The 18,644-nt window shown below is 42.9% G+C and carries 17 protein-coding genes; 1 reads left to right on the top strand and 16 read right to left on the bottom strand.

Going from position 1 to position 18,644, the window contains the following annotated elements; translation table 11 throughout:
- Positions 1-159: 159 nt before the first annotated feature.
- On the top strand, positions 160-1,377 hold the full coding sequence (locus F8H35_RS03625; protein ID WP_472572199.1) for a GGDEF domain-containing protein: 1,218 nt from the start codon (positions 160-162) through the stop codon (positions 1,375-1,377).
- A 19-nt stretch (positions 1,378-1,396) separates the two neighbouring features.
- Here F8H35_RS03625 and F8H35_RS03620 read toward each other — a convergent pair whose 3' ends face one another.
- The 16 genes from F8H35_RS03620 to F8H35_RS03545 form a co-directional block, all read right to left on the bottom strand.
- Positions 1,397-1,726 carry a DUF7132 family protein gene (locus tag F8H35_RS03620; RefSeq protein WP_472572198.1) on the bottom strand — a complete coding sequence of 110 codons (330 nt, stop codon included), beginning with the start codon at positions 1,724-1,726 and terminating at the stop codon, positions 1,397-1,399.
- Between the two features lie 128 nt (positions 1,727-1,854).
- The gene (locus F8H35_RS03615; protein WP_472572197.1) at positions 1,855-2,565 is read right to left on the bottom strand and encodes a LysM peptidoglycan-binding domain-containing protein; all 711 of its coding nucleotides are present in this window, start codon (positions 2,563-2,565) and stop codon (positions 1,855-1,857) included.
- A 3-nt stretch (positions 2,566-2,568) separates the two neighbouring features.
- Entirely contained in the window at positions 2,569-2,910 is a 342-nt protein-coding gene (locus tag F8H35_RS03610) for a hypothetical protein (RefSeq protein WP_472572196.1), read from the bottom strand.
- Positions 2,911-2,981: 71 nt separating this feature from the next.
- The gene (locus F8H35_RS03605) at positions 2,982-6,233 is read right to left on the bottom strand and encodes an efflux RND transporter permease subunit (RefSeq protein ID WP_472572195.1); all 3,252 of its coding nucleotides are present in this window, start codon (positions 6,231-6,233) and stop codon (positions 2,982-2,984) included.
- Positions 6,234-6,235: 2 nt separating this feature from the next.
- Positions 6,236-7,405 carry an efflux RND transporter periplasmic adaptor subunit gene (locus F8H35_RS03600; protein ID WP_472572194.1) on the bottom strand — a complete coding sequence of 390 codons (1,170 nt, stop codon included), beginning with the start codon at positions 7,403-7,405 and terminating at the stop codon, positions 6,236-6,238.
- 68 nt (positions 7,406-7,473) lie between these two features.
- Complete coding sequence (locus F8H35_RS03595) at positions 7,474-8,145, bottom strand: type 1 glutamine amidotransferase (protein WP_472572193.1); 672 nt, start codon at positions 8,143-8,145, stop codon at positions 7,474-7,476.
- Complete coding sequence (locus F8H35_RS03590) at positions 8,142-9,530, bottom strand: TldD/PmbA family protein (RefSeq protein ID WP_472572192.1); 1,389 nt, start codon at positions 9,528-9,530, stop codon at positions 8,142-8,144. The genes F8H35_RS03595 and F8H35_RS03590 overlap by 4 nt, the downstream gene beginning before the upstream one ends.
- Positions 9,531-10,370: an NAD+ synthase gene (locus F8H35_RS03585; protein ID WP_472572191.1), complete on the bottom strand. Its 840-nt coding sequence runs from the start codon at positions 10,368-10,370 to the stop codon at positions 9,531-9,533.
- Complete coding sequence (locus F8H35_RS03580; RefSeq protein ID WP_472572190.1) at positions 10,354-11,199, bottom strand: nitrilase-related carbon-nitrogen hydrolase; 846 nt, start codon at positions 11,197-11,199, stop codon at positions 10,354-10,356. Before F8H35_RS03580 ends, F8H35_RS03585 begins: the two co-directional genes overlap by 17 nt.
- Positions 11,200-11,201: 2 nt before the next feature.
- Complete coding sequence (locus tag F8H35_RS03575) at positions 11,202-12,407, bottom strand: POTRA domain-containing protein (RefSeq protein ID WP_472572189.1); 1,206 nt, start codon at positions 12,405-12,407, stop codon at positions 11,202-11,204.
- The gene (locus F8H35_RS03570) at positions 12,404-12,643 is read right to left on the bottom strand and encodes a DUF2905 domain-containing protein (protein ID WP_472572188.1); all 240 of its coding nucleotides are present in this window, start codon (positions 12,641-12,643) and stop codon (positions 12,404-12,406) included. Before F8H35_RS03570 ends, F8H35_RS03575 begins: the two co-directional genes overlap by 4 nt.
- The gene (locus tag F8H35_RS03565) at positions 12,643-13,008 is read right to left on the bottom strand and encodes a diacylglycerol kinase (protein WP_472572187.1); all 366 of its coding nucleotides are present in this window, start codon (positions 13,006-13,008) and stop codon (positions 12,643-12,645) included. The genes F8H35_RS03570 and F8H35_RS03565 overlap by 1 nt, the downstream gene beginning before the upstream one ends.
- Positions 12,959-15,019, bottom strand: coding sequence for an HD family phosphohydrolase (locus F8H35_RS03560; RefSeq protein WP_472572186.1), 2,061 nt, complete (start codon positions 15,017-15,019; stop codon positions 12,959-12,961). Before F8H35_RS03560 ends, F8H35_RS03565 begins: the two co-directional genes overlap by 50 nt.
- Positions 14,988-15,947, bottom strand: a complete 960-nt coding sequence (locus F8H35_RS03555) for a PhoH family protein (RefSeq protein WP_472572185.1) — start codon at positions 15,945-15,947, stop codon at positions 14,988-14,990. Before F8H35_RS03555 ends, F8H35_RS03560 begins: the two co-directional genes overlap by 32 nt.
- Positions 15,922-17,622, bottom strand: a complete 1,701-nt coding sequence (locus tag F8H35_RS03550; RefSeq protein WP_472572184.1) for a mechanosensitive ion channel family protein — start codon at positions 17,620-17,622, stop codon at positions 15,922-15,924. Before F8H35_RS03550 ends, F8H35_RS03555 begins: the two co-directional genes overlap by 26 nt.
- Positions 17,603-18,644 (bottom strand): AAA family ATPase (locus tag F8H35_RS03545; RefSeq protein ID WP_472572183.1); only part of this gene is annotated, 1,042 nt, incomplete at its 5' end. The genes F8H35_RS03545 and F8H35_RS03550, both read right to left, overlap by 20 nt.

The raw sequence follows: 18,644 nt of genomic DNA, 5'->3' as shown, positions 1-18,644 counted from the left end.
GGATAATAAATTAATTATTTTCTCTGGTCTTTCTGATCTTTATAAATTTAATCTTGATTATGTTGATGAAATTGATTTTGAGAAGTTGGCAGAAGATATGGTTTTTTTGGTAGAAAACAATCCTAAGAATAAAATATTGCCCTGTCCGTGTAAAGAGGAATGAAAAGTTTTAAGAAGCTATTGTTTTTACAGTACTTTGCTTTAATTTTGGGTATGATCCTTTTTGTTTTGTTTTCAAACCTTTTCTCTTCCAAGCTTTCCTATGAGTATGAAAAAAAATACGTAGAACAGATCTCTTCTGTTTTGGCTGAGAACTTAAAGCTGATTGCTGAAATCTACCCAAATAAGTACTTGATAGAAGAAAGTATGAGAAGAACAGTTAAGGATATCCCATCATTAGATGGATTGTATCTTTCTTTTGGCTTTAAGAAATACTGTTATCCAGAAAAACTCAAAGTAAAATATGCATGTTCTAATAAGAAAAAGATTCTTTTTACTGAAACTAAGGTTATTGTTTGTTTGCCTATTTATGAAGAGTATGCATCGGAGTTCCTTGAGAAGGAGAAGGAGGGATACTTTTTAGCTATTTTTAATAGAAGCTATGTTGATCAAATAAGGAACTACTGGTTTTTAGATTCTCTTTTTATTTCTATCTTTTTCATAATTATTGCTTCTGTCGTCATTGTCTCCGTCTGGATAGATATAAATGCTGACTTTAATAAGCTTAAAAGCTTTATTAAAGAGCTGAAAGACCCTGATAGAATTTTGGCACCTTTAGAAGGAAAGTTAGATGAGTTCAAAATAAAAGAGTTTAGAGATGTAGCTGATCTTATTGTAAAACTAACTTTAAAAATTTCCAGTCTTAATGAACATATAAAACAACTTGCATTAACAGATTCCCTTACCGGATTGTACAATAGAAATTACCTGAATGCTGTTTTTGAGAAGAACTATGTTCCTTTCTGGAAAAGGGAGAAATTTCCTCTTTCAGTGGCTCTATTAGACATTGATAACTTTAAATCAATCAACGATATTTACGGCCATCAGAAAGGAGATGAGGTTCTTCGTAGGTTAGGAGAGATAGTAAAAAATTCTGTTAGAGGAAGCGATATTCCGGTTAGATTTGGGGGTGAGGAAATTCTTATAATTTTCCCTTCTTCAAGGAAAGAGGAAGCATTAATGGCTGTAAAACGGATAAGAAAGAAATTAATGAAGGAAGATTTTGGAATAGGTAGACCTGTAACCTTTAGTTCCGGTCTGGCAGACTTCCCATCTGATATCTCTGTTCCTGGAAAGCTGGATGAACTGATAAAAGTTGCAGATGAAAGACTTTATAAAGCTAAAAACCAGGGAAAGAACAGAGATGTTTTAGAGTAAAGCAGAGCAATCTCTACTGTTATTTTATTATCTCGTCTTTAACATCTTCGTAAGTTTTGTACTCTTCATTATGAAGTATAGAATCTATAAACTTATCTATGTCATCTCTATCAAGGAACGTTCCGGTTAAAAGCCTTCCTGTATATTTGTCGTTTTTTATCTCCCAGAACATGTAGAAATCGGGATATATCTCCTTTATCTGTCTGTAGGCTACTCCGTATTTACTCGGTTTATGTGGATTCTGTTCAAGGAAAAAGTGATTAGGAGCAACAACGATTCTCCAGAGTTCTACCCCAGTTTTGGTTACAACTTTCTGAATTCTCAGTTCATGGCTCTCTTTTACTCTCATCTCTCCCTCCTGATAGTAAAACTTAATCTATGTAAACAAATTTAACGAGAATTTTCTTCCAATTCAAGAGATGTTGAAAGGTTTAAATGTGGAAAGAGGGCTACCTCAGGATAGCCCCCTTATGGAAACTATTTAGAGCACTGTGTACAGAGGAAGTAATCTGTGGCTGTTTTCGGAATATCCTCAGCTTTCACAGGACCAACTTTTTTAGGCTTAACTCCAGGGGGAGGTGGAGTTCTGAGGGCTTTTTTCCTTGCCTCTATAATGTCCTTACAGTTGATATCCCTTGGTATCTTAAGAACTTCTTTAGGATAGATCAGGTGAGGGTTTTTAATTTTATCTCTGTTTGCTTTGTAGATGAGTGGCCACTGCCATGGATCGCCGTAGATGTAGTCTTTAGCAGAAATTCCCCAGAGGGTATCTCCCCTTTTTACTGTATATCTCTTTGGAAGAGACTTCCACCTTCTGAGCATCTCTTCACACTTTGACATTCTTCCTTCTGCTTGAGCTTTAAGCTCTTCAAGTCTTTTCTGGAGAGCTTCTATCTCGGTTATTTGTTCCCTTAACTTCTGGACTTCCTGTGAGAGCTCTCCATAACGGGCTTTTAGTTCTCTCTCTTTAGCTCTGAGTAGAGCAAGTTCTTTCTGACACTTCTCAAGTTTTGCTTTAAGCTCTTCGTTCTCTTTTTTCGCCTCTTTGTAGGCCTTTATTAATGACTCGGGATAGAAGGCAAAATCGGGAGAGTAGAGAACGTACGTTTCCGTTGGGTTAGGACATGCCTGTGCAATACCAATTCCGCTTAGTATAGCTATTGAAAAAGCTGCTATTAGTTTTCTCATTTCCTACCTCCCCACTCTGTTTTCCAGCTCTTGTATTTGTGCTTCTAAGCTCTCCTTGCTGGGCAGGAGTCTGAGTTTGCTCTGGAGTTGAGCTTTTTCGTTTTCAAGCTGTAATATCTGAGAGTTCAAACTGGATATTTCCACTTTTATCTGTGCTTTTGAAGAACGGCATTCCTGCAACTTGGCTTTAAGTTCTTCATTTTCTTTTTTAAGTTTCTGGTATTTAATCGGTAACGGATTTTTTACCGATTCAGCTTCTGGTTTGATCTTGCATACATCTGCAGAGGCTAAACCGCCGTAGGTTATTACCCCCATTGCAGTTAGCAGTAGTAGTTTATTTTTCATCTTGTACCTCCCTATCTCTTTAGCCTGATTTTAAACTATTCTACTATTTTGTTAGTTAAACTTCCATTAAACTATTCCTTTTCCCAGTTTCTCTTCTCAAACATGTAATATAGTACCGGGATAACTCCAAGGGTTAGGGTTGTGGATGCAAAAACGCCAAAGAGTATTGAGATTGCAAGTCCCTGGAATATTGGATCTAACAGAATTACGGCAGAACCGACCATTGCTGCAGCCGCTGTTAAAACGATTGGTCTTAACCTTACTGCTCCAGCCTCTATGATGGAGTCTTTTAGGGGAGCTCCCTCCCTCTTTCTCATCAGAATAAAGTCTACAAGGATGATGGAGTTCCTGACGACGATGCCTGCAAGGGCGATGAATCCAATCATGGACGTTGCCGTAAAGTAGGCTGTCTTTCCGATAATCTTGCTCATTACCCAGTGGCCGGGAATAATTCCTATCATTGTAAGTGGAATCGGTGCCATGATTATCATTGGAATGACGAAAGACTGGAACTGACCGACAATCAGCAGGTAGATGAGGATAAGGGCAACTATAAAGGCGGCACCCATATCCCTGAAGGTTTCATACGTAATCTGCCACTCACCGTCCCACTTCATCATCGGCTTGAAGTCTGTTTGTGGAATAGAAGGTGGAATGAAGCTGTACTTGAGCTTATACCCGTCTGGAAGCGGATGTTTCTTCAGGTAGTCGTTTATGGCAAGTATTGGATAGATGGGAGCCTCATATTTTCCTGCTACGTTCCCTATTACGTAAGAAACAGGGTGGAGGTTCTTGTGGTAAATTGTTTTGTCGGCAAGAACCTTCTTTATCTTCACAAGTTCTCTCAGAGGGATTAGTTTTCCTTGCCTGTTCATTACAGTAAGATCTAATATTTTGTTAATATCATCCCTCTGGGTTCTTGGAAGTCTTACAAAAATTGAGACGGGATCTGAATCGTAAGAGGTATGGGCAACAGAAACGGTAGCTCCTTTAAGGGCTATTCTTACAGTCTGGGTAATCTGGGCTTCTGTAACTCCAGATTCCCTCGCCTTTTTCCTGTTAACCACAACTTCATACTTGTAGTGATCTGCGTCTACTAACGTATCTACGTCAACTACACCGGGCGTTTTCCTGAAGATCTCCTCAACCTCTTTGGCAATTCTCCGCCTTACTTTATCGTCCTTTCCGTATATCTCTGCGACTAAAGTGGCGAGAACAGGTGGACCTGGAGGAACTTCTACTATTTTTACGTTAGCTTTGGGGTTAACTGCCTTTGCTACTGCTTCTATTTTAGGTCTTTCCTCTTTTGCTATGTCGTGAGACTGCCTCTTTCTCTTATGTTTGTCTATTAGGTTAATCCTTATGTCTGCTACGTTTCCACCTTTCCTTAGATAGTAGTGCCTTACAAGGCCGTTGAAGTCAAAAGGAGAGGCTGTTCCTATATAGGCTTCGTAGTCAACCACTTCCGGGATTGTCTGTAGGTAGTTTGTTATGGCCTTAACGACACGGGCAGTTTCTTCTAAAGATGTTCCTTCTGGCATGTCTACAACAACCTGAAATTCACTCTTATTGTCAAAGGGCAGGAGTTTTACAACCACGGTTTTTGTGAAGAAGAGGGCTACAGAGCCCACCATCAGAAGGAGAATAACGCCTAAGAAAACCCATCTTTTAAGTGCAGAGTCAAGGAGAGGTCTGATCAGTTTATTGTAGATTTTGTAAGTCCTCGTTTCCTCTAAAACGACTTTCTTTTCCTCTTTTTCAGCTTCTTTCCTTAACAGGTAGTAGGCTGCCCAGGGAGAGATGATGAAGGCTACTAACAGGGAGAAAAACATTGCAATTGAGGAGTTAACGGGAATCGGGCGCATGTAGGGACCCATAAGGCCTCTGACGAAGGCCATGGGGAGGAGAGCTGCTATAACGGTAAAGGTTGCCAGAATTGTCGGGTTACCAACTTCTGCAACGGCGTAGATGGCTGCCTGAAGAGGCGGCATCTCTTTAAGCTTCAGATGTCTGTGGATGTTTTCAACAACAACGATGGCGTCGTCAACTAAGAGACCTAAGGTGAAGATGAGGGCAAAGAGTGTAACCCTGTTGAGGGTGTAGCCTGTGAGGAGGTCTATGAAGAGGGTTAGCGCTAAGGTTGTTGGAATTGCCAGTGAAACGACTAAAGCTTCTCTAACTCCGAGAGTTAAGCCGATGAATACGACAACGGCAAAGATTGCAACTCCAAGGTGGAACATTAACTCGTCAAACTTATCTTCAGCAGTTTTTCCGTAGTTCCTTGTTACTGTAACGTGGACGTCTTTTGGGAGCATGTAGGGTTCTATCTTCTTTAGCTTTTCAAGGATCTGGTGGGCTACCGTTACAGCGTTTGTGCCCTTTTTCTTTGCTATCGCTATTGTTACGGCAGGGAACTGGTTCCCGTGTTTTTCTATGAACTCTTTGCTTACTCCCTTTTCTTCTGAGTGGGGGCCAAAGCCTATGTAAACGTAGTGTTCAGGGTCTATGGGAGCGTCTGTTACTTCTGCTACGTTCTTAAGGTAGACAGGTTTTCCTCTGTAAACTCCTACAACGACATTTTTAAGGTCGTCTATTGTTTTTATGAACTCTCCTGCTTCAACAGGGAATTCTGTGTTGTTCTCTGTTATCGTTCCTGCATTAATTTTTGCGTTGGCCGATTTTATGGCCTGGGCTATCTGGAGTAGGGAGAGGTGGTAGTTTTTCAGTTTGTCCCTGTCAATGAGTACTTTAAACCGTCTTGTGTCTCCACCTATTATCCAGGTTTTTGAGACGTTGTCTATCTGTTTAAGCTGAAGGCAGAGTTCTTTGGCTATTTTCCTCAGCTCGTATGGAGTTTTGTCTTCACTCCATACCGTAAGTGTAACTATAGGAACGTCGTTTATGTCTTTTGGTTTTACCAGGGGCTGGAGAGCTCCCGGCGGGAGTTTATCCATGTTTGACATCAGTTTGTTGTAGAGCTTGACCAGTGAGTCTTCCATATCCTCGCCTACTTTGAATCGGGCGATGATGAGGGACATTCCCGGTTTTGTAACAGAGTAGACGTAGTCTATTCCCTTTATCTCCCAAATGAGCTTTTCAAACCGGGTTGTAACCTTTCTCTCCACCTCTTTGGCGGGAGCTCCCGGGTAGGGAATAAATATGTCAACCATTGGAACTACTATCTGAGGATCTTCCTCTTTCGGGGTGAAGATTGCAGCTGCTACACCTATTAGAAGTGAAGCGATGAGAAGGAGAGGAGTTATCTTTGAAGTAATAAACCTCTTTGCTATGTTTCCAGCTATTCCTAAATTGACGTTTTTCATCTTTACCCCTCTATTCTTGCTCCGTCTACAAGGTCTTCAACCTTTGTAACTGCAACTTTCTCTCCGGGGTGAAGACCAGAGAGAATTAAAACCATGTTTCCTACTTCCTCTCCCGTTTTTACGATTCTCAGATGGGCTACTCCATGTTTGACAACGAAAACGTATTCAACAGCTCCTACCCTGTATATGGCCGATTTTGGGACTGCAACAGCTTCTGTTTTTAACGATGGTATCTCAACAACTGCATAAGTTCCCGGAATTGCCTTGAGATCCTTAACCAGAACCTTGACTCCAAACTTGTGGGTTACGGGGTCGGAGCTCCTATCAACTTCAACGACTTCTCCTGTGTACTCCACACCCTGAACTTTTACCTTTACTCTCGTTCCCACATTTACTTTTCCCGCATAGGCGTCATCAATGAATGCTCTTACCTTAAGAGGAAATGACCCTAACTTAAAAACGGGAGTTTGTGGAGAGACTAAATTCCCCTTATCTACTAACTTTTGAAGGACAATCCCGTCTACAGGGGATTTCAGTTGTGTATAGGAAAGGTATGCTTCTGCCTTTTGAAGGGATGCCTCAACCTGCTGTTTTTTGGCCAGAAGAACCTTTCTCTTCTCTAAAATTTGAGCCTCTTTAGCTTTCACAGCTTCAAGGTTGGCTTTTGCTGCTCTGTACTGGGCTTCAACTTCGTCAAACTTTTGCTTTGATACTGCATCTGCTTCTAATAGTCTTTTAAACCTGCTGTAAGTTTTCTTTGCCAGCAGGAAATTTGCCTCAGCTGCCTGTTTCCGAGCCTTAACTTCCTGCAGGGCTTTATTAAGCTCTTTTAGAGCTGCAGCTATTTCTTTAAGTCCTGCTTTCGCTTTTTCAACGTCTGGCTTTATGTCTGAGCTGTCAATTAAACCTAAAACTTCTCCTCTCTTTACCTTGTCTCCTGCGTTTACGTTGACCTTAATTAGGTATCCCACAACTTTGGGAGAGAGGAATACTTCCTTATCGGGAATTACGGTTCCAGAGAACGTGTCGCTTCTGACAAAGGAGATAACCTGAGCAGGCTCTACTTTAACACCTGCAACGCTTTTCACTTTTATAGGTTCAGCCTTCTCGGTAGTTCCGCAGGAAGCCGTAAAGAGCAGAAGTGTGAGAGCTAACGCAGCCCTTTTTGCCATAGTAAACCTCTCCTCAGAGTTTAGCTTTCATTATCTTATTAGAATTTAGTATGATGTCAACCTGAAGATTAAAGTTTCAGGAAGTATTCAACGAAAACGTCTCCGTATATCTTTAGCTTTTTCCAGTTTTCAGGTTTTGACCTTATCTCGTCGGGAGAGATGTTTTCATTAAGGAGTTCCTCCCTGTAAGCTTCTATCCACTTCTCTATTCCTTCCGGAGTAACTTCCATATGAAACTGAAGGCCTACTGCCTGGTTGCCTACTCTGAACGCCTGATTCTTATACATTGCCGATGAGGCCATTCTGACAGCTCCATCCGGGAGCTCAAAGGTGTCTCCGTGCCAGTGGAATACGTTTATCTCGTCTCTGTAGAGTATCTCTAAGTGGTCTTGAGGGTAGATGGGTTTCCAGCCTATCTCTTTACCCCACTCACCTCTGTAGACTTTTCCACCTAAGGCGTCTGCTATGAGCTGTGCTCCGAGGCAGATTCCAAGTATTTTTTTCCCTTCAGAGAGGGCTTTTCTGATGAGTTCCTTTTCCTCTTTCAGGAATGGGTACTTGTCTTCCTCATAAACTCCCATGGGTCCGCCTAAAACGACCAGGATATCAAAGTTGTCTGTTTCCGGAATTTCTCCTTCGTAAGCCTTTAACTCTTCTACTTCTACACCCCTTCTTGCGAAGGCTTCTCTGAAAGTTCCAAGGTCTTCTATTTCAACATTTTTCAGTGCTGTTAATTTCACTTTGTTCCTCCCACAGTTATTTTGGGAATCCTTATAGTAGGCATTCCGTCCGATACGGGAACTCCCTGGCCGTCTTTTCCACAGGTTCCTATGGCAAATCCTATGTCGTTTCCAACAGCGTCTATTTCCTGCAGGACTTTGGGGCCGTTTCCTATGAGTGAAACTCCTCTGATGGGCTCTGTAACCTCACCGTTTTCAATTAAGTAGCCCTCTGATACCTCAAATATGAAGTCTCCGTTGACCGTGTTTACCTGACCTCCCCCCATTTTTACTACTAAGATTCCTTCTTTTGTGTCTGCGATTATCTCTTTCGGGTCAGTCTCTCCGGGGGCTATGTAGGTGTTTGTCATTCTTGGTATTGGAACGTGTTTGTAGGACTGTCTCCTTCCGTTTCCTGTGGGAAGCCCGTTTCCACTCTTTATGGCCTCCGTAAGGTCGTACATGTAACCTTTTAAAATCCCTTTTTCTATAAGGACGTTTTCTCCTGTTGGAGTTCCTTCGTCGTCGTAACCGGAGCTCCCGTATTTCCCCTTCATGTAGCCGTTGTCAACAACTGTGATGAGCTCTGAGGCCACCTTCTCTCCAATTTTCCCTGAGTAAACGGATAGCCCCTGATTTGCAAGGTCTGCCTCAAGACCGTGGCCAACAGCTTCGTGAATCATGGTTCCGCCGGCCTCAGAGCTGATTACTACTGTAAAGGTTCCTGCAGGAGCCGGTTTGGCCTTTAACATTTTCAGTGCCCTTTCTGCTGCCTTAGAGGCCACCTCTTCTGGGGATATATTCTTAAAGAGTGAGTAGTCTCCCAGGTGGCCTACCGGCTCATAACCGGTCTGGAGCTCCACTCCATCAGAGGCTACCACCAGTGTATAAAAGACCACTCTTGGTCTTACGTCTTCAACTATTTTTCCGTCTGTATTTACTATACAGACTTCCTGCAGCTGATCCCTCAAGACAACTGTTACTTGCTTTATTCTATCTCCGTAGCTTCTTGCCTTTTCGTTTGCCCGTTTCAGGAGCTCCACCTTCTCTTCAACGGGAATACTCAGGTCAAGCCCTTCTGTTATTTCACTGTAACGAGGTTTCTTTTCTGTAAAGTCTAAAATCACTTCATTTTCTGATTCCGAAGCTGCGGCAAGCCTTTCAATTACTTCTTTTATAGAACTTTCTGTCAGTTTATTGGTAAAACCGTAGAACGTTTTAAAGTTTTTTACAAACCTTATTCCTACGCCTACCTCTATGCTGCAGTTGAGGTTTTCTACTCTGTTGTCTTCACACTTGCCGCTGAAAGAGAGCCTTCTCTCAAAGAAGAGATCTCCAAAGTCTGCACCTCTCTTTTTCAGTTCTCTTGCTCCAAATACTCCCAACTCTTTGAAGTCGTAAACCATCTATAGCCCCCAATCTCTCAGGTAGAGGAAGTCTTTGTCAACTGTGCGCTGGGCAATTTTACACACAATTGGCATTTTCCTCTTATACTGGGAATTCCTGACCATTTTCAGCACTCTTTCAACTGTTTTCTGGTCAAAACCAGCTCTTATCAGTTCTTCTCTTCTCAGCCTAAGGTCAACGTAACCTACCAGTATTTGGTCAAGTGTTCTGTAAGAGAGGCCTATCTCTCCCTCATCGGTCTGCCCCGGCCACAGGTCTGCAGAGGGTTTTTTCTTCACTATTCTTTCGGGAACACCGACAAACTCTGCCATTTCCCACACCTGAGTTTTGTAGAGGTCTCCTATCGGATTTATGTCGTGGGCGCTGTCTCCCCAGCGGGTTGAGTAACCTATTAGAAGTTCACTCTTGTTGCTCGTTCCTATAACTAAAGCCTTTTTCCAGTGGGCGAAGTCGTAGAGGATGCTCATTCTCTCCCTTGCCATCTTGTTTCCCCGCCTTACGTTGTCGGCGTCGGGGAACTGTTTGAAGTAAGCATCTATCTGTGGTGTTATGTCTATCTCGTGGAACTCTATCTCTAACTTTTCGGCCACAAGCCTTGCGTCTTCAACGGAGCTCCTTGAGGAAGTTCTGTAAGGCATTGATAGGCCTATTACGTTTTCTTTTCCCAGAGCTTTAACCGATAAAAAGGCTGTAAGGGCAGAGTCTACACCCCCGGAGATGCCGACAACAACCTTCTGGAAACCGGCCTTTTGAACTTCCTCTCTTATGAAGTAGGTTAGAACGCTCTCAATGAATGCTTTGTCTTCTATGTGGAGCTCCCTTTCAAGCCTGCTTCTCATCTAAAACTCTCCTTAGGTTTTTGATGACCATTTCAGGCCTTTCGTCCCTTAGAAGGGGCAGGTTAGCCCGTGCAGACCTGACGAGCTCTTCTTTTACGTCTGCTATCAGAAGTTCCTCATCAAAAGGTGACGCTTCAACGACAAGTTCACCGTAAGGGCTGGCGATAAAAGACTTCCCTGAAAAAACAAAACCGTCTTCACACCCAACCCTGTTGGCGTAGATGAAGTAGCTTCCAGTCATTCTTCCGTAGAACTCTCCCATGTTCATCCAGACTTCGGCGTTTCCAAACATGCCTTTTTCCTTGTATCCCCTTCCGGGGCTTGCAGAAAGGGCGAAGAGGTACTCTGTTCCCTGAATGAAGGAGAGGTAAACCGTAGACATGTGCCACAGGTCTTCACATATAAGGATGGAGCTCCTTCCCAGTGCCGAATCAAAGGCTTCTATCCTGTTTCCCTGTCCGAAAAACCGCCCTTCGTCAAACATACCATAGGTGGGAAGGAATACCTTTCTGTGTACGTGTTTAATATTTCCGTTGCTGATGTAGAGGGCGCTGTTGTAGAAGATGTGTTCCGGGCTCTCCTCAACGAGGCCTACTATCAGGTCTATCTCCCTGCTCATCTCAATTAAAGGAGAGAGCTTTGGACTGTTTAGCTGAACTGCCACTTCAAAGGTTATGTCCCACACGTTGTAGCCTGTAAGGTTCAGCTCGGGAAAAACGCAGACCTTTGCTCCTCTCTTTTTGGCCTCTTCGGAGAACTCTACGGTTTTCTGAAGGTTTTTCTCAAAGTCTCCAAGTACAGACTTGAACTGAGCAACGGCTACTTTCATTCCTACCACCTGAAGGTAAGTTTGAGGGAGCTCTGAGTGTCGGCTCCCTCTCCTATTCCTCTAAAGAGTTTAAACCTTATGATACCATCAGCTAATCGTGCCCAGAAAGCTGTCAGTTCAACACCCGGTGCCACTAATAGGTCGTCGGGCTTCCACCACCTGAAGGCATCCCCTACAACCACCATAGGTTTCAAGAAGACCGTTCTGTCTATTACCGGTTCCCTCAAGCTGAAGCTTCCAAATATATATCTTTTGCCCGTTATCCTTTCGGAACTGTAGCCGGGTATAGGGGCTGTTAGCTGGTAACCTCCTCCTGAGTAGCCCAGTTTTGTTCCAAAACCGGCAGCGTATATTCTGGTTCTCTGTTTTCCAAACTTTACAGAATTTGTGTAACTGACCGAGAGGTTTCCGGTTGTCAGGTCTGAAACTTCTGGAATTGACTGTGAAACAGAAAGTGTGAAGCGGCTTCCCACCTGGTAGTAGACCATATCTGTTGAAAAATCCCTTGTGTAGGAGAGCTCTCCGTAGTATATCTGTTTGTCTTTCAGGATTGAGGAGTAGTCTGTGAAAACAGGCCTTACTCCAAAGCTTACCTGATTTACCTTCTCTCTGTCTAAGTAGAGGTGGGTTCCTAAGAGGAGCTCCCTCCTCTTTACTCTATATTCTCCCTTCTTTCTGCTGTTTACTATGTAATCTTCCCTGTCTGATGAGTAGCTTGCTCCACCGTACAGGTTTATCCTGTTTTTTATTATACGGTAGAGGTTGAAGTAGGTGTAGTAGCTGTAGCTCTCATTTTCCGTTTTATACCACTTAACGTAGCCTGCGTAGAGCCTGTGTCCCATTCCTAAGAGGTTGTAGTCCCTCACTTCTAATCCGGCACGATAACTTCCTTCACTCTTAAGACGGAACTTTGGGAGAGGAACGATTGGGAACTTCTCTTTAACCTTTAGGACAACAATAATACCCTCTTTTTTCCTGATTACTTCAGGCTCTATTCTGTAGAATAGGTGGGTGTTCAGAAGGTTTCTTACAGACTCTTTTAACTTCTCCTCTGAAAACTCATCTCCCGGTTTAAAGAGGAGCTCCCTTAGAACGAACTCCTTTTTCGTCCACTTCAGCCCTTCAACTTTTATCTCTTTTATAGGAGTTCCGAAGGCAATGTTTCCCGTTAACAGGAGAATTAAAAAAGCCTTAAGAAGTTTTCTCATTGCTTTCTCACAAAGAGGAGTATTAGAAACGAAAGGCCTGTAAGGAGAAGGCTTATCAGTATGCTGGTCCCTAATGGGAAGTAGAAGATGAAGTTGTCCCGTTTTATGTAGATGTCTCCCGGAAGTCTCCCTATAGGGAAGGAGCTCCCCGCCTTTGAGATTAGAATCAGGAGAGCTCCGAAAACTGCCAACAACAACCCGAAGTAAATGAGCATCTTACCGATTTCGTCAAGCATTACAGCCTCCTGAGAATTTGAGGCAGTAAGAATATGATGTCACACGTAAGGGCGAATAGCCCTACAGTTAAAACGGCCGCAGCTGAAGCGTCCTTCGCAAGCTTTGCTGACGGTTTAAACTCCATCGTTGCCGTATCTACAGCCCTCTCAAGGGCTGTGTTTACCAGTTCAAAGGCCAGAACTAACCAGTTTACGAGGGCAACCACCACCTTTAAACACCCTTCAAGCAGAAAAAGGGAGAGAAGGGCTCCTGAAAGGCTCAGTGTCAGGTTTATCCGGAAGTGGGTATCTTCTTTAAAAGCTCCTATGTACCCTTCAATTGCGTAGGTCAGCCCTTTCAGAATTCCCTTTAACGTCTTTATCATCGGGATACTCTATTCTGTTGTGGTAGATGCCCGATAGAACCTTTTTAAACACTTTTTCAACGGTATCTATCTCTTTCAAAGATAGTCCACTCTGGTTGAGCTGGCCTTCTTCTATAGTTTCCCATATGAGCTTGTGAATGAATGAGTCAAGGTCAAACTGTTTGTCTTTCATGGATCTTGTTGCTGCTTCAACAGTATCTGCAAGCATTACCAATCCCGACTCTTTAAACTGAGGTTTGGGCCCCGGATACCTAAAAACTTTCTCATCAACACTGTTTCCGTAGAGCTCTTTTGCTTTATAGTAAAAGTACTTCATCAGCTTTGTTCCGTGGTGCTGTCTTATTATGTCTATTACCTTTTCAGGGAGTTTATACTTCCTGCCCAGCTCCTCTCCGTATTCAACGTGGGACCTGAGAATAGCGGCGCTCTTTTCGGGAGGAAGTTTATCGTGGATGTTTATTCCGTCTATCTGGTTCTCTATGAACGCTTGAGGGTTTTTCAGTTTACCTATGTCGTGGAACAGTCCACCTGCCTTTGCAAGGAGCGCGTTGGCACCTATTGCCTCTGCAGCAGCTTCAGCCAGCGTTGCAACCATAACAGAGTGGCTGTAGGTTCCGGGAGCTTTTAAGACCAGTTTCCTCAGTAGTGGATGGTTGAGGTTTATCAGCTCCATATAAACGATGTCTGTTGTGAAGTTAAAAAGGTTTGTTATTATCGGGCTCAGCCCGTTTACCGCAACGGCTGTAATTGCTCCGCCTGCAAGTGTCAGGATGGGTTCAATGTACAGAAGGGGAGTTATTTTAAACCCAAAGTAGTAGGTAAGGAGAACTACCTGTGAAATTGCTGTCAGGAGAGCTCCCCTAAAAGCACTTTTATAAATGATTTCTCTACTTTTGAACCGCCTTGAATCAAAAGCGGAGAAGATTGCTCCCACAGTTATTGGGATTATCAGGAACTCTGGCCGGGAGAGGATAAAACCTGAAAGGAGAGCCACTGGCAGTATGTGTATCACAGCAACTTTCTTGTTAACGAACATTGAAGCAAAAATAACAGACGTTACGACAGGAACGTATATAAAACTCTCGTTTATAGGAAGATTGAGGGTTTCAACTGTTAACTTTGAAAGGAAGGTAAAGAATTTTATAAAAAAGATATCAAGGGTTATTACGGAAAAGGAGAAGATTAAGTTTTTAAGCTGATAGGCTGAAGGGCTGAGAATTCTGTAGAGTCTAACAACTGAAAAATACAGGGCTATAGATAGCAAAAAAAGAGAGATATATTTGTTTGCTGTTTTACCTTTATAATAATTTTCTCTAAGAGCTTTGAGTTTTTCAGCTTCTTCTAAGGTAACTTTTTCTCCTTTTTTAACTACTAACTCACCCTTTTTGAGGCTGATGTAGACCGGTTTTACTTTTGACTCTGCCTGTTCCCAGAGCTTTTCTGTCTCTTTTTCTTTGAAGACGATATTGGGCTTTAATTTCAGATTTTCATATACTTTTTCTGCTATTTCTCTGTTTTGAAGTAGCTTTTGGAGGTCTTTTTTCAGTTCTTTCTGGGCATTTTCCTGAGTGAGGAAAGAGCTTATCGGCACGGTATTTTCTTTTCCTTCAGATAATAGCTTTATTCTTCTATAACCTTCAGGAACTTGAGAGATTATGCCCCGACTATAGTATGACCTGAGGAGTTGCTTAACTACTTTTTTCTCCTGACCTGTCAGATAGTTGAGTTTTTCAACCGTTTTAAGTGTTTTCTTGACTGCTTCAGGATTTAACTGATAAACGGGGAGAATTTTCTCCCGAGCTTTTTTCTTGAGCTTTTCTGTCTCTTCTCTGTTTACTACCTTAATTGATACTGGAGACCTTACATCTACAGGGCTGACTTCCCCAGGCTTTAAAAGGGGAATATTAACCAGGTTTACTGGAAGCAGGAAAAGTGTAACTACTATTCCCAGAAGAACGATGAGGGAATAGATGATCAGGTTAGCTCTCTTTTGTTCTCTCATACTCTTCATAGGCCTTTATTATCTCCTGAACCAGTCTGTGTCTTACAACGTCTTCCCTTGAGAACTCCACTATTTCTATTCCTTCTATTCCCCGAAGTATCTTCGTGGCTTCAACAAGGCCTGAAACTTTGTTTGAAGGTAAGTCAATCTGTGTCACGTCTCCCGTTATGACAACCTTTGAACCGAAACCGAGCCTTGTTAAAAACATCTTCATCTGCTCTCTCGTTGTGTTCTGAGCTTCGTCAAGGATTATAAAGGCATCGTTAAGCGTTCTTCCCCTCATGTAGGCAAGTGGCGCAATCTCAAAGATGTTCCTCTCCAAGTAAGAGTTAACCTTTTCAGGCTCAATCATCTCAAAGAGGGCATCGTAGAGGGGTTTCAGGTAGGGGTCAATCTTCTCCTGAAGGGTTCCCGGAAGGAATCCCAACTTCTCTCCTGCCTCTACCGCCGGCCTTGTCAGTATGAGTCTGTTTACTAATCCCCGTTTGAAGTAAGAAACGGCAGCAGCAACGGCAAGGTAGGTTTTCCCCGTTCCTGCAGGTCCTACACCGAAAACTATGTCGTTCTTCTTTATTGCTTCGTAGTACCTTTTCTGAGTGGGCGTTTTGGTGATTATTTTCTTTCCTCTGTAGGTTGTAACGATTACATCACCTGTTGATTCCTTTACTTTAGATTCCTTTCTGGCAGAAAGCTGTGTAAGGTACATGTCAACGTCTGCTTTTGTCAGCTTGTGGCCGGACTTTACAAGGCCTTCAAGGTCTTTCAGGAACTTTCTGGCCTTCTTTTCGCTTTCGGAGCTCCCGTTTATCATTATCTCGTTCCCCCGAGAGCCCATCTTCACTCCCAGTATCTGAGCCAGTTTCCTTAGGTTCTCCTCATGGTGGCCTACAATTGTGTAGAAGTCTTCAGGTTCAAGCTCTAAAATCACCTTTATCAACTATACCTCCGTTTTCCGGTTTTTCTATCTCAACCTTTAAACTATTCCTGAACCAGATGTCGTTCTGCGGGAAAGGAATTTCAATGCCGGCCTCTTTCAGTTTGTACCAGGCTTTGTAGTAGAAGTCGCTGACTATGTTCCTCACCCACAGGTTTTTCCTCACGTCTATCCAGAATATGGCTTTAAAGATGAGGGCACTGTCTCCAAGCTCCTCAAACCTTACGGCCTTTGGCAGGAACTTGACGGTGTAGGGGAGCTCCTCAATCACCGACAGAAGGATCTCCTTTACTTTTAACGGGTCTGAAGAGTAAGCAACTCCTACTGGAATTTTGAGCCTTACGTAAGGGTCTTTGTAGGAGAAGTTCACTATTGGAGAGTTTATGAAGGATGAGTTGGGGATTGATATCTCAACGCCGTCGTTTGTCCTGATTATCGTTGAGAGGATTCCTATATCCTCAACCTTCCCGAAGACGCTTGGAGAGGTGGTTCCGAGTGTTGTTACAGATATAGAAGGGAGCTCCAGGATGTCTCCCACTTTTAGCTTTTTACTGAATAACAGTATAAAGCCGCTTACGTAGTTGTTCATTATAGCCTGGAGTCCAAAACCGATACCTACGCCTAAAGTTCCGGCTATGGGTAGAAGGACTTTCCAGGTTATCCCTAAGCTTGAAAGTATGATAATAACGTTGAACAGGACTCCTAAATTAAATATTAATGCTTCCGCTGACCCACCTTCAACTTCCCTCCTCTCTTTTGGAAATGAGAGCTTTACCAGCTTTTTTCCAACGTTCAGTAGAGAAAAGAGAACGATTCCTAAGAATGAGGAGTTGATGAGGGTTCCTACGGAGATCTTTATCAGGTCTGTATTGATAATGTAGAGGGAGTAGAGCTTTCCTATGAGGTTATCTAAGTTGGAGAGTTCTTTCAGGATTTCTATCAGCAGTAACAAATAGAGGGTTGACATAAGAACTTTCAGGTTCTGCTCTAAGGAGTCAAGATCTTTCTGGGGGAGCTCTCCCTTTAGCTTTTCTTTAAGAAGAGGCAAGAACTTTGAATTCATAACCGTTAGTAGAGCTGTGAGGAAGACGATTAGAGCTATTCCAAATAGCGTTTTGAAGTCCAGTTTTAGGTAGTCAAGTTCCCACAGAACAAAGAGGACTGAGAGGAGGATTGTTCCGGTTACTTTAACAGTTCTGGCGATAATTTCTCTACTTATTGCAGAGCTGAGCTCCCAGATAACTAAGAGAGAGCCTACGAAAATGAAGAATTTTTTTGCCACTATTAAACCTTTCAAGAGTTCCGGGCTTTCGAAGGGAAGGAAAAGGAAGAGAACAGAAGAGAGGAAGGCCAGGGTAAAGCAGATGTAGGGAATGAACCTCAACTCTTTCCGGTTGGTTAGTATGTGGGCTGCCCGGGTTATGTAAATGGCAGAGGTCAGGATTGAGAGGTTCCTCAAGAGTTCCCTGTAGTCCCAGTACGGGAGCTGTTCTGAGAGAAACCATCCTACCGAGAAGAGGAAGAGAGAAGAGACGATGAGGAAAACAACGTCGGCTATTATCTCCTCTATTTTCTGTTTGATGAGTTTTCTGAGGGTTAGTTCTGCTAACAGCGTAAGTACTACAGCGGCCAGGAAAAGGGCAAAGGGGATTTGAGTGTTAGGCTCCAACTTCAACAACAGAGTATCCTCCGTGGTTTTTAACCCTTATTACCCTATCTCCTGCCACTTCAAGCTCCGGGTCGTGGGTAACTATCAGCATCTGGGGAATTCTGTTTTTCAGTTTGAGAAGGAGCTCCGTCAATCCCATTCTCCTTTGAGCGTCTAAGTGGACAGTTGGTTCATCTAAAACTAAGAGTTCCATAGACTGAGAGAAGTTCCTCGCCATTGCGAACCTCAGAGCAAGTGCGAAAGCAACCTGTTGACCTCCTGAAAGGTCTTCTAACAGCATGGTTCCCTGTCCAGGCATTCCAAACTCAACAGACAGATCCTCAGAGATGAAGAGGTCTCCGAACTCAAAGTCAAAGGCTGAGAAAAACTCTTTACAGTAGTATGCGATTCGGGGTAGGAGTACTGTTCTCACCTCTTTCAGGAACCCTTTTTCCGGGTGAATACTCTCCTGAACTCTCTGAAGAATGAAGAGGCTGTTCTTAACCTTCTGAAGGTTCTCTTTTGCCTTTTGAAGTTCCAGTTTCTTCTCCTCAAGCTTTTTCAGGTTCTCCTCACGGCTCTTAATTTCCCCTATCAATCTGTTAAGCTGTTCTCTCTTCTCTTTCAGTGTGTTTTCGGTTGAAATTACCGCCCTTTCGGATGCCAGGAAAAGGCTCTCTTTAAAATTCACTTTCTCTAACTCTGAAATGAGTTCTTTTTCTTTCTCTTTTTTCTCTTTTAACTCAGACTGGAGCTGTTTGATGAGTTCTCTGAACTGATTTTCGCTTTTCACCTCTCCTTCAATTCTGTTGAGGAGTTCCTGCTTTGCTTTAAGCTTTTCTATAAAATCTTTTAACTGTTTAGCGCTGTTTACGTTCAGTTTTGCCCGTTTCTTTATTCCAGATGCCCTTTCTTTAAGGCTATTTTCCCTTTCTTTCAGCTCTTCAACTTCTTTTTCAATTAAAGCTATTTCTTTCTCTTCCGGAAGTCTTGATAACTGTTTTTTTACCTCTTTTAACCTTGCCTCTGTAAGTGCAGTTTCCCTTTCAATC

It is taken from the genome of Thermovibrio sp. (assembly GCA_015488335.1).
Lineage (GTDB): Bacteria > Aquificota > Aquificia > Desulfurobacteriales > Desulfurobacteriaceae > Balnearium.
This window is presented reverse-complemented; position numbering and strand designations above follow the sequence as displayed.

Bases quoted from the DNA above. Each gene is read 5' to 3' on its own strand.
- F8H35_RS03625 (WP_472572199.1), top strand. From the start codon at position 160: ATGAAAAGTTTTAAGAAGCTATTGTTTTTACAGTACTTTGCTTTAATT.
- F8H35_RS03620 (WP_472572198.1), bottom strand. From the start codon at position 1,726: ATGAGAGTAAAAGAGAGCCATGAACTGAGAATTCAGAAAGTTGTAACC.
- F8H35_RS03615 (WP_472572197.1), bottom strand. From the start codon at position 2,565: ATGAGAAAACTAATAGCAGCTTTTTCAATAGCTATACTAAGCGGAATT.
- F8H35_RS03610 (WP_472572196.1), bottom strand. From the start codon at position 2,910: ATGAAAAATAAACTACTACTGCTAACTGCAATGGGGGTAATAACCTAC.
- F8H35_RS03605 (WP_472572195.1), bottom strand. From the start codon at position 6,233: ATGAAAAACGTCAATTTAGGAATAGCTGGAAACATAGCAAAGAGGTTT.
- F8H35_RS03600 (WP_472572194.1), bottom strand. From the start codon at position 7,405: ATGGCAAAAAGGGCTGCGTTAGCTCTCACACTTCTGCTCTTTACGGCT.
- F8H35_RS03590 (WP_472572192.1), bottom strand. From the start codon at position 9,530: ATGGTTTACGACTTCAAAGAGTTGGGAGTATTTGGAGCAAGAGAACTG.
- F8H35_RS03585 (WP_472572191.1), bottom strand. From the start codon at position 10,370: ATGAGAAGCAGGCTTGAAAGGGAGCTCCACATAGAAGACAAAGCATTC.
- F8H35_RS03580 (WP_472572190.1), bottom strand. From the start codon at position 11,199: ATGAAAGTAGCCGTTGCTCAGTTCAAGTCTGTACTTGGAGACTTTGAG.
- F8H35_RS03575 (WP_472572189.1), bottom strand. From the start codon at position 12,407: ATGAGAAAACTTCTTAAGGCTTTTTTAATTCTCCTGTTAACGGGAAAC.
- F8H35_RS03570 (WP_472572188.1), bottom strand. From the start codon at position 12,643: ATGCTTGACGAAATCGGTAAGATGCTCATTTACTTCGGGTTGTTGTTG.
- F8H35_RS03565 (WP_472572187.1), bottom strand. From the start codon at position 13,008: ATGATAAAGACGTTAAAGGGAATTCTGAAAGGGCTGACCTACGCAATT.
- F8H35_RS03560 (WP_472572186.1), bottom strand. From the start codon at position 15,019: ATGAAGAGTATGAGAGAACAAAAGAGAGCTAACCTGATCATCTATTCC.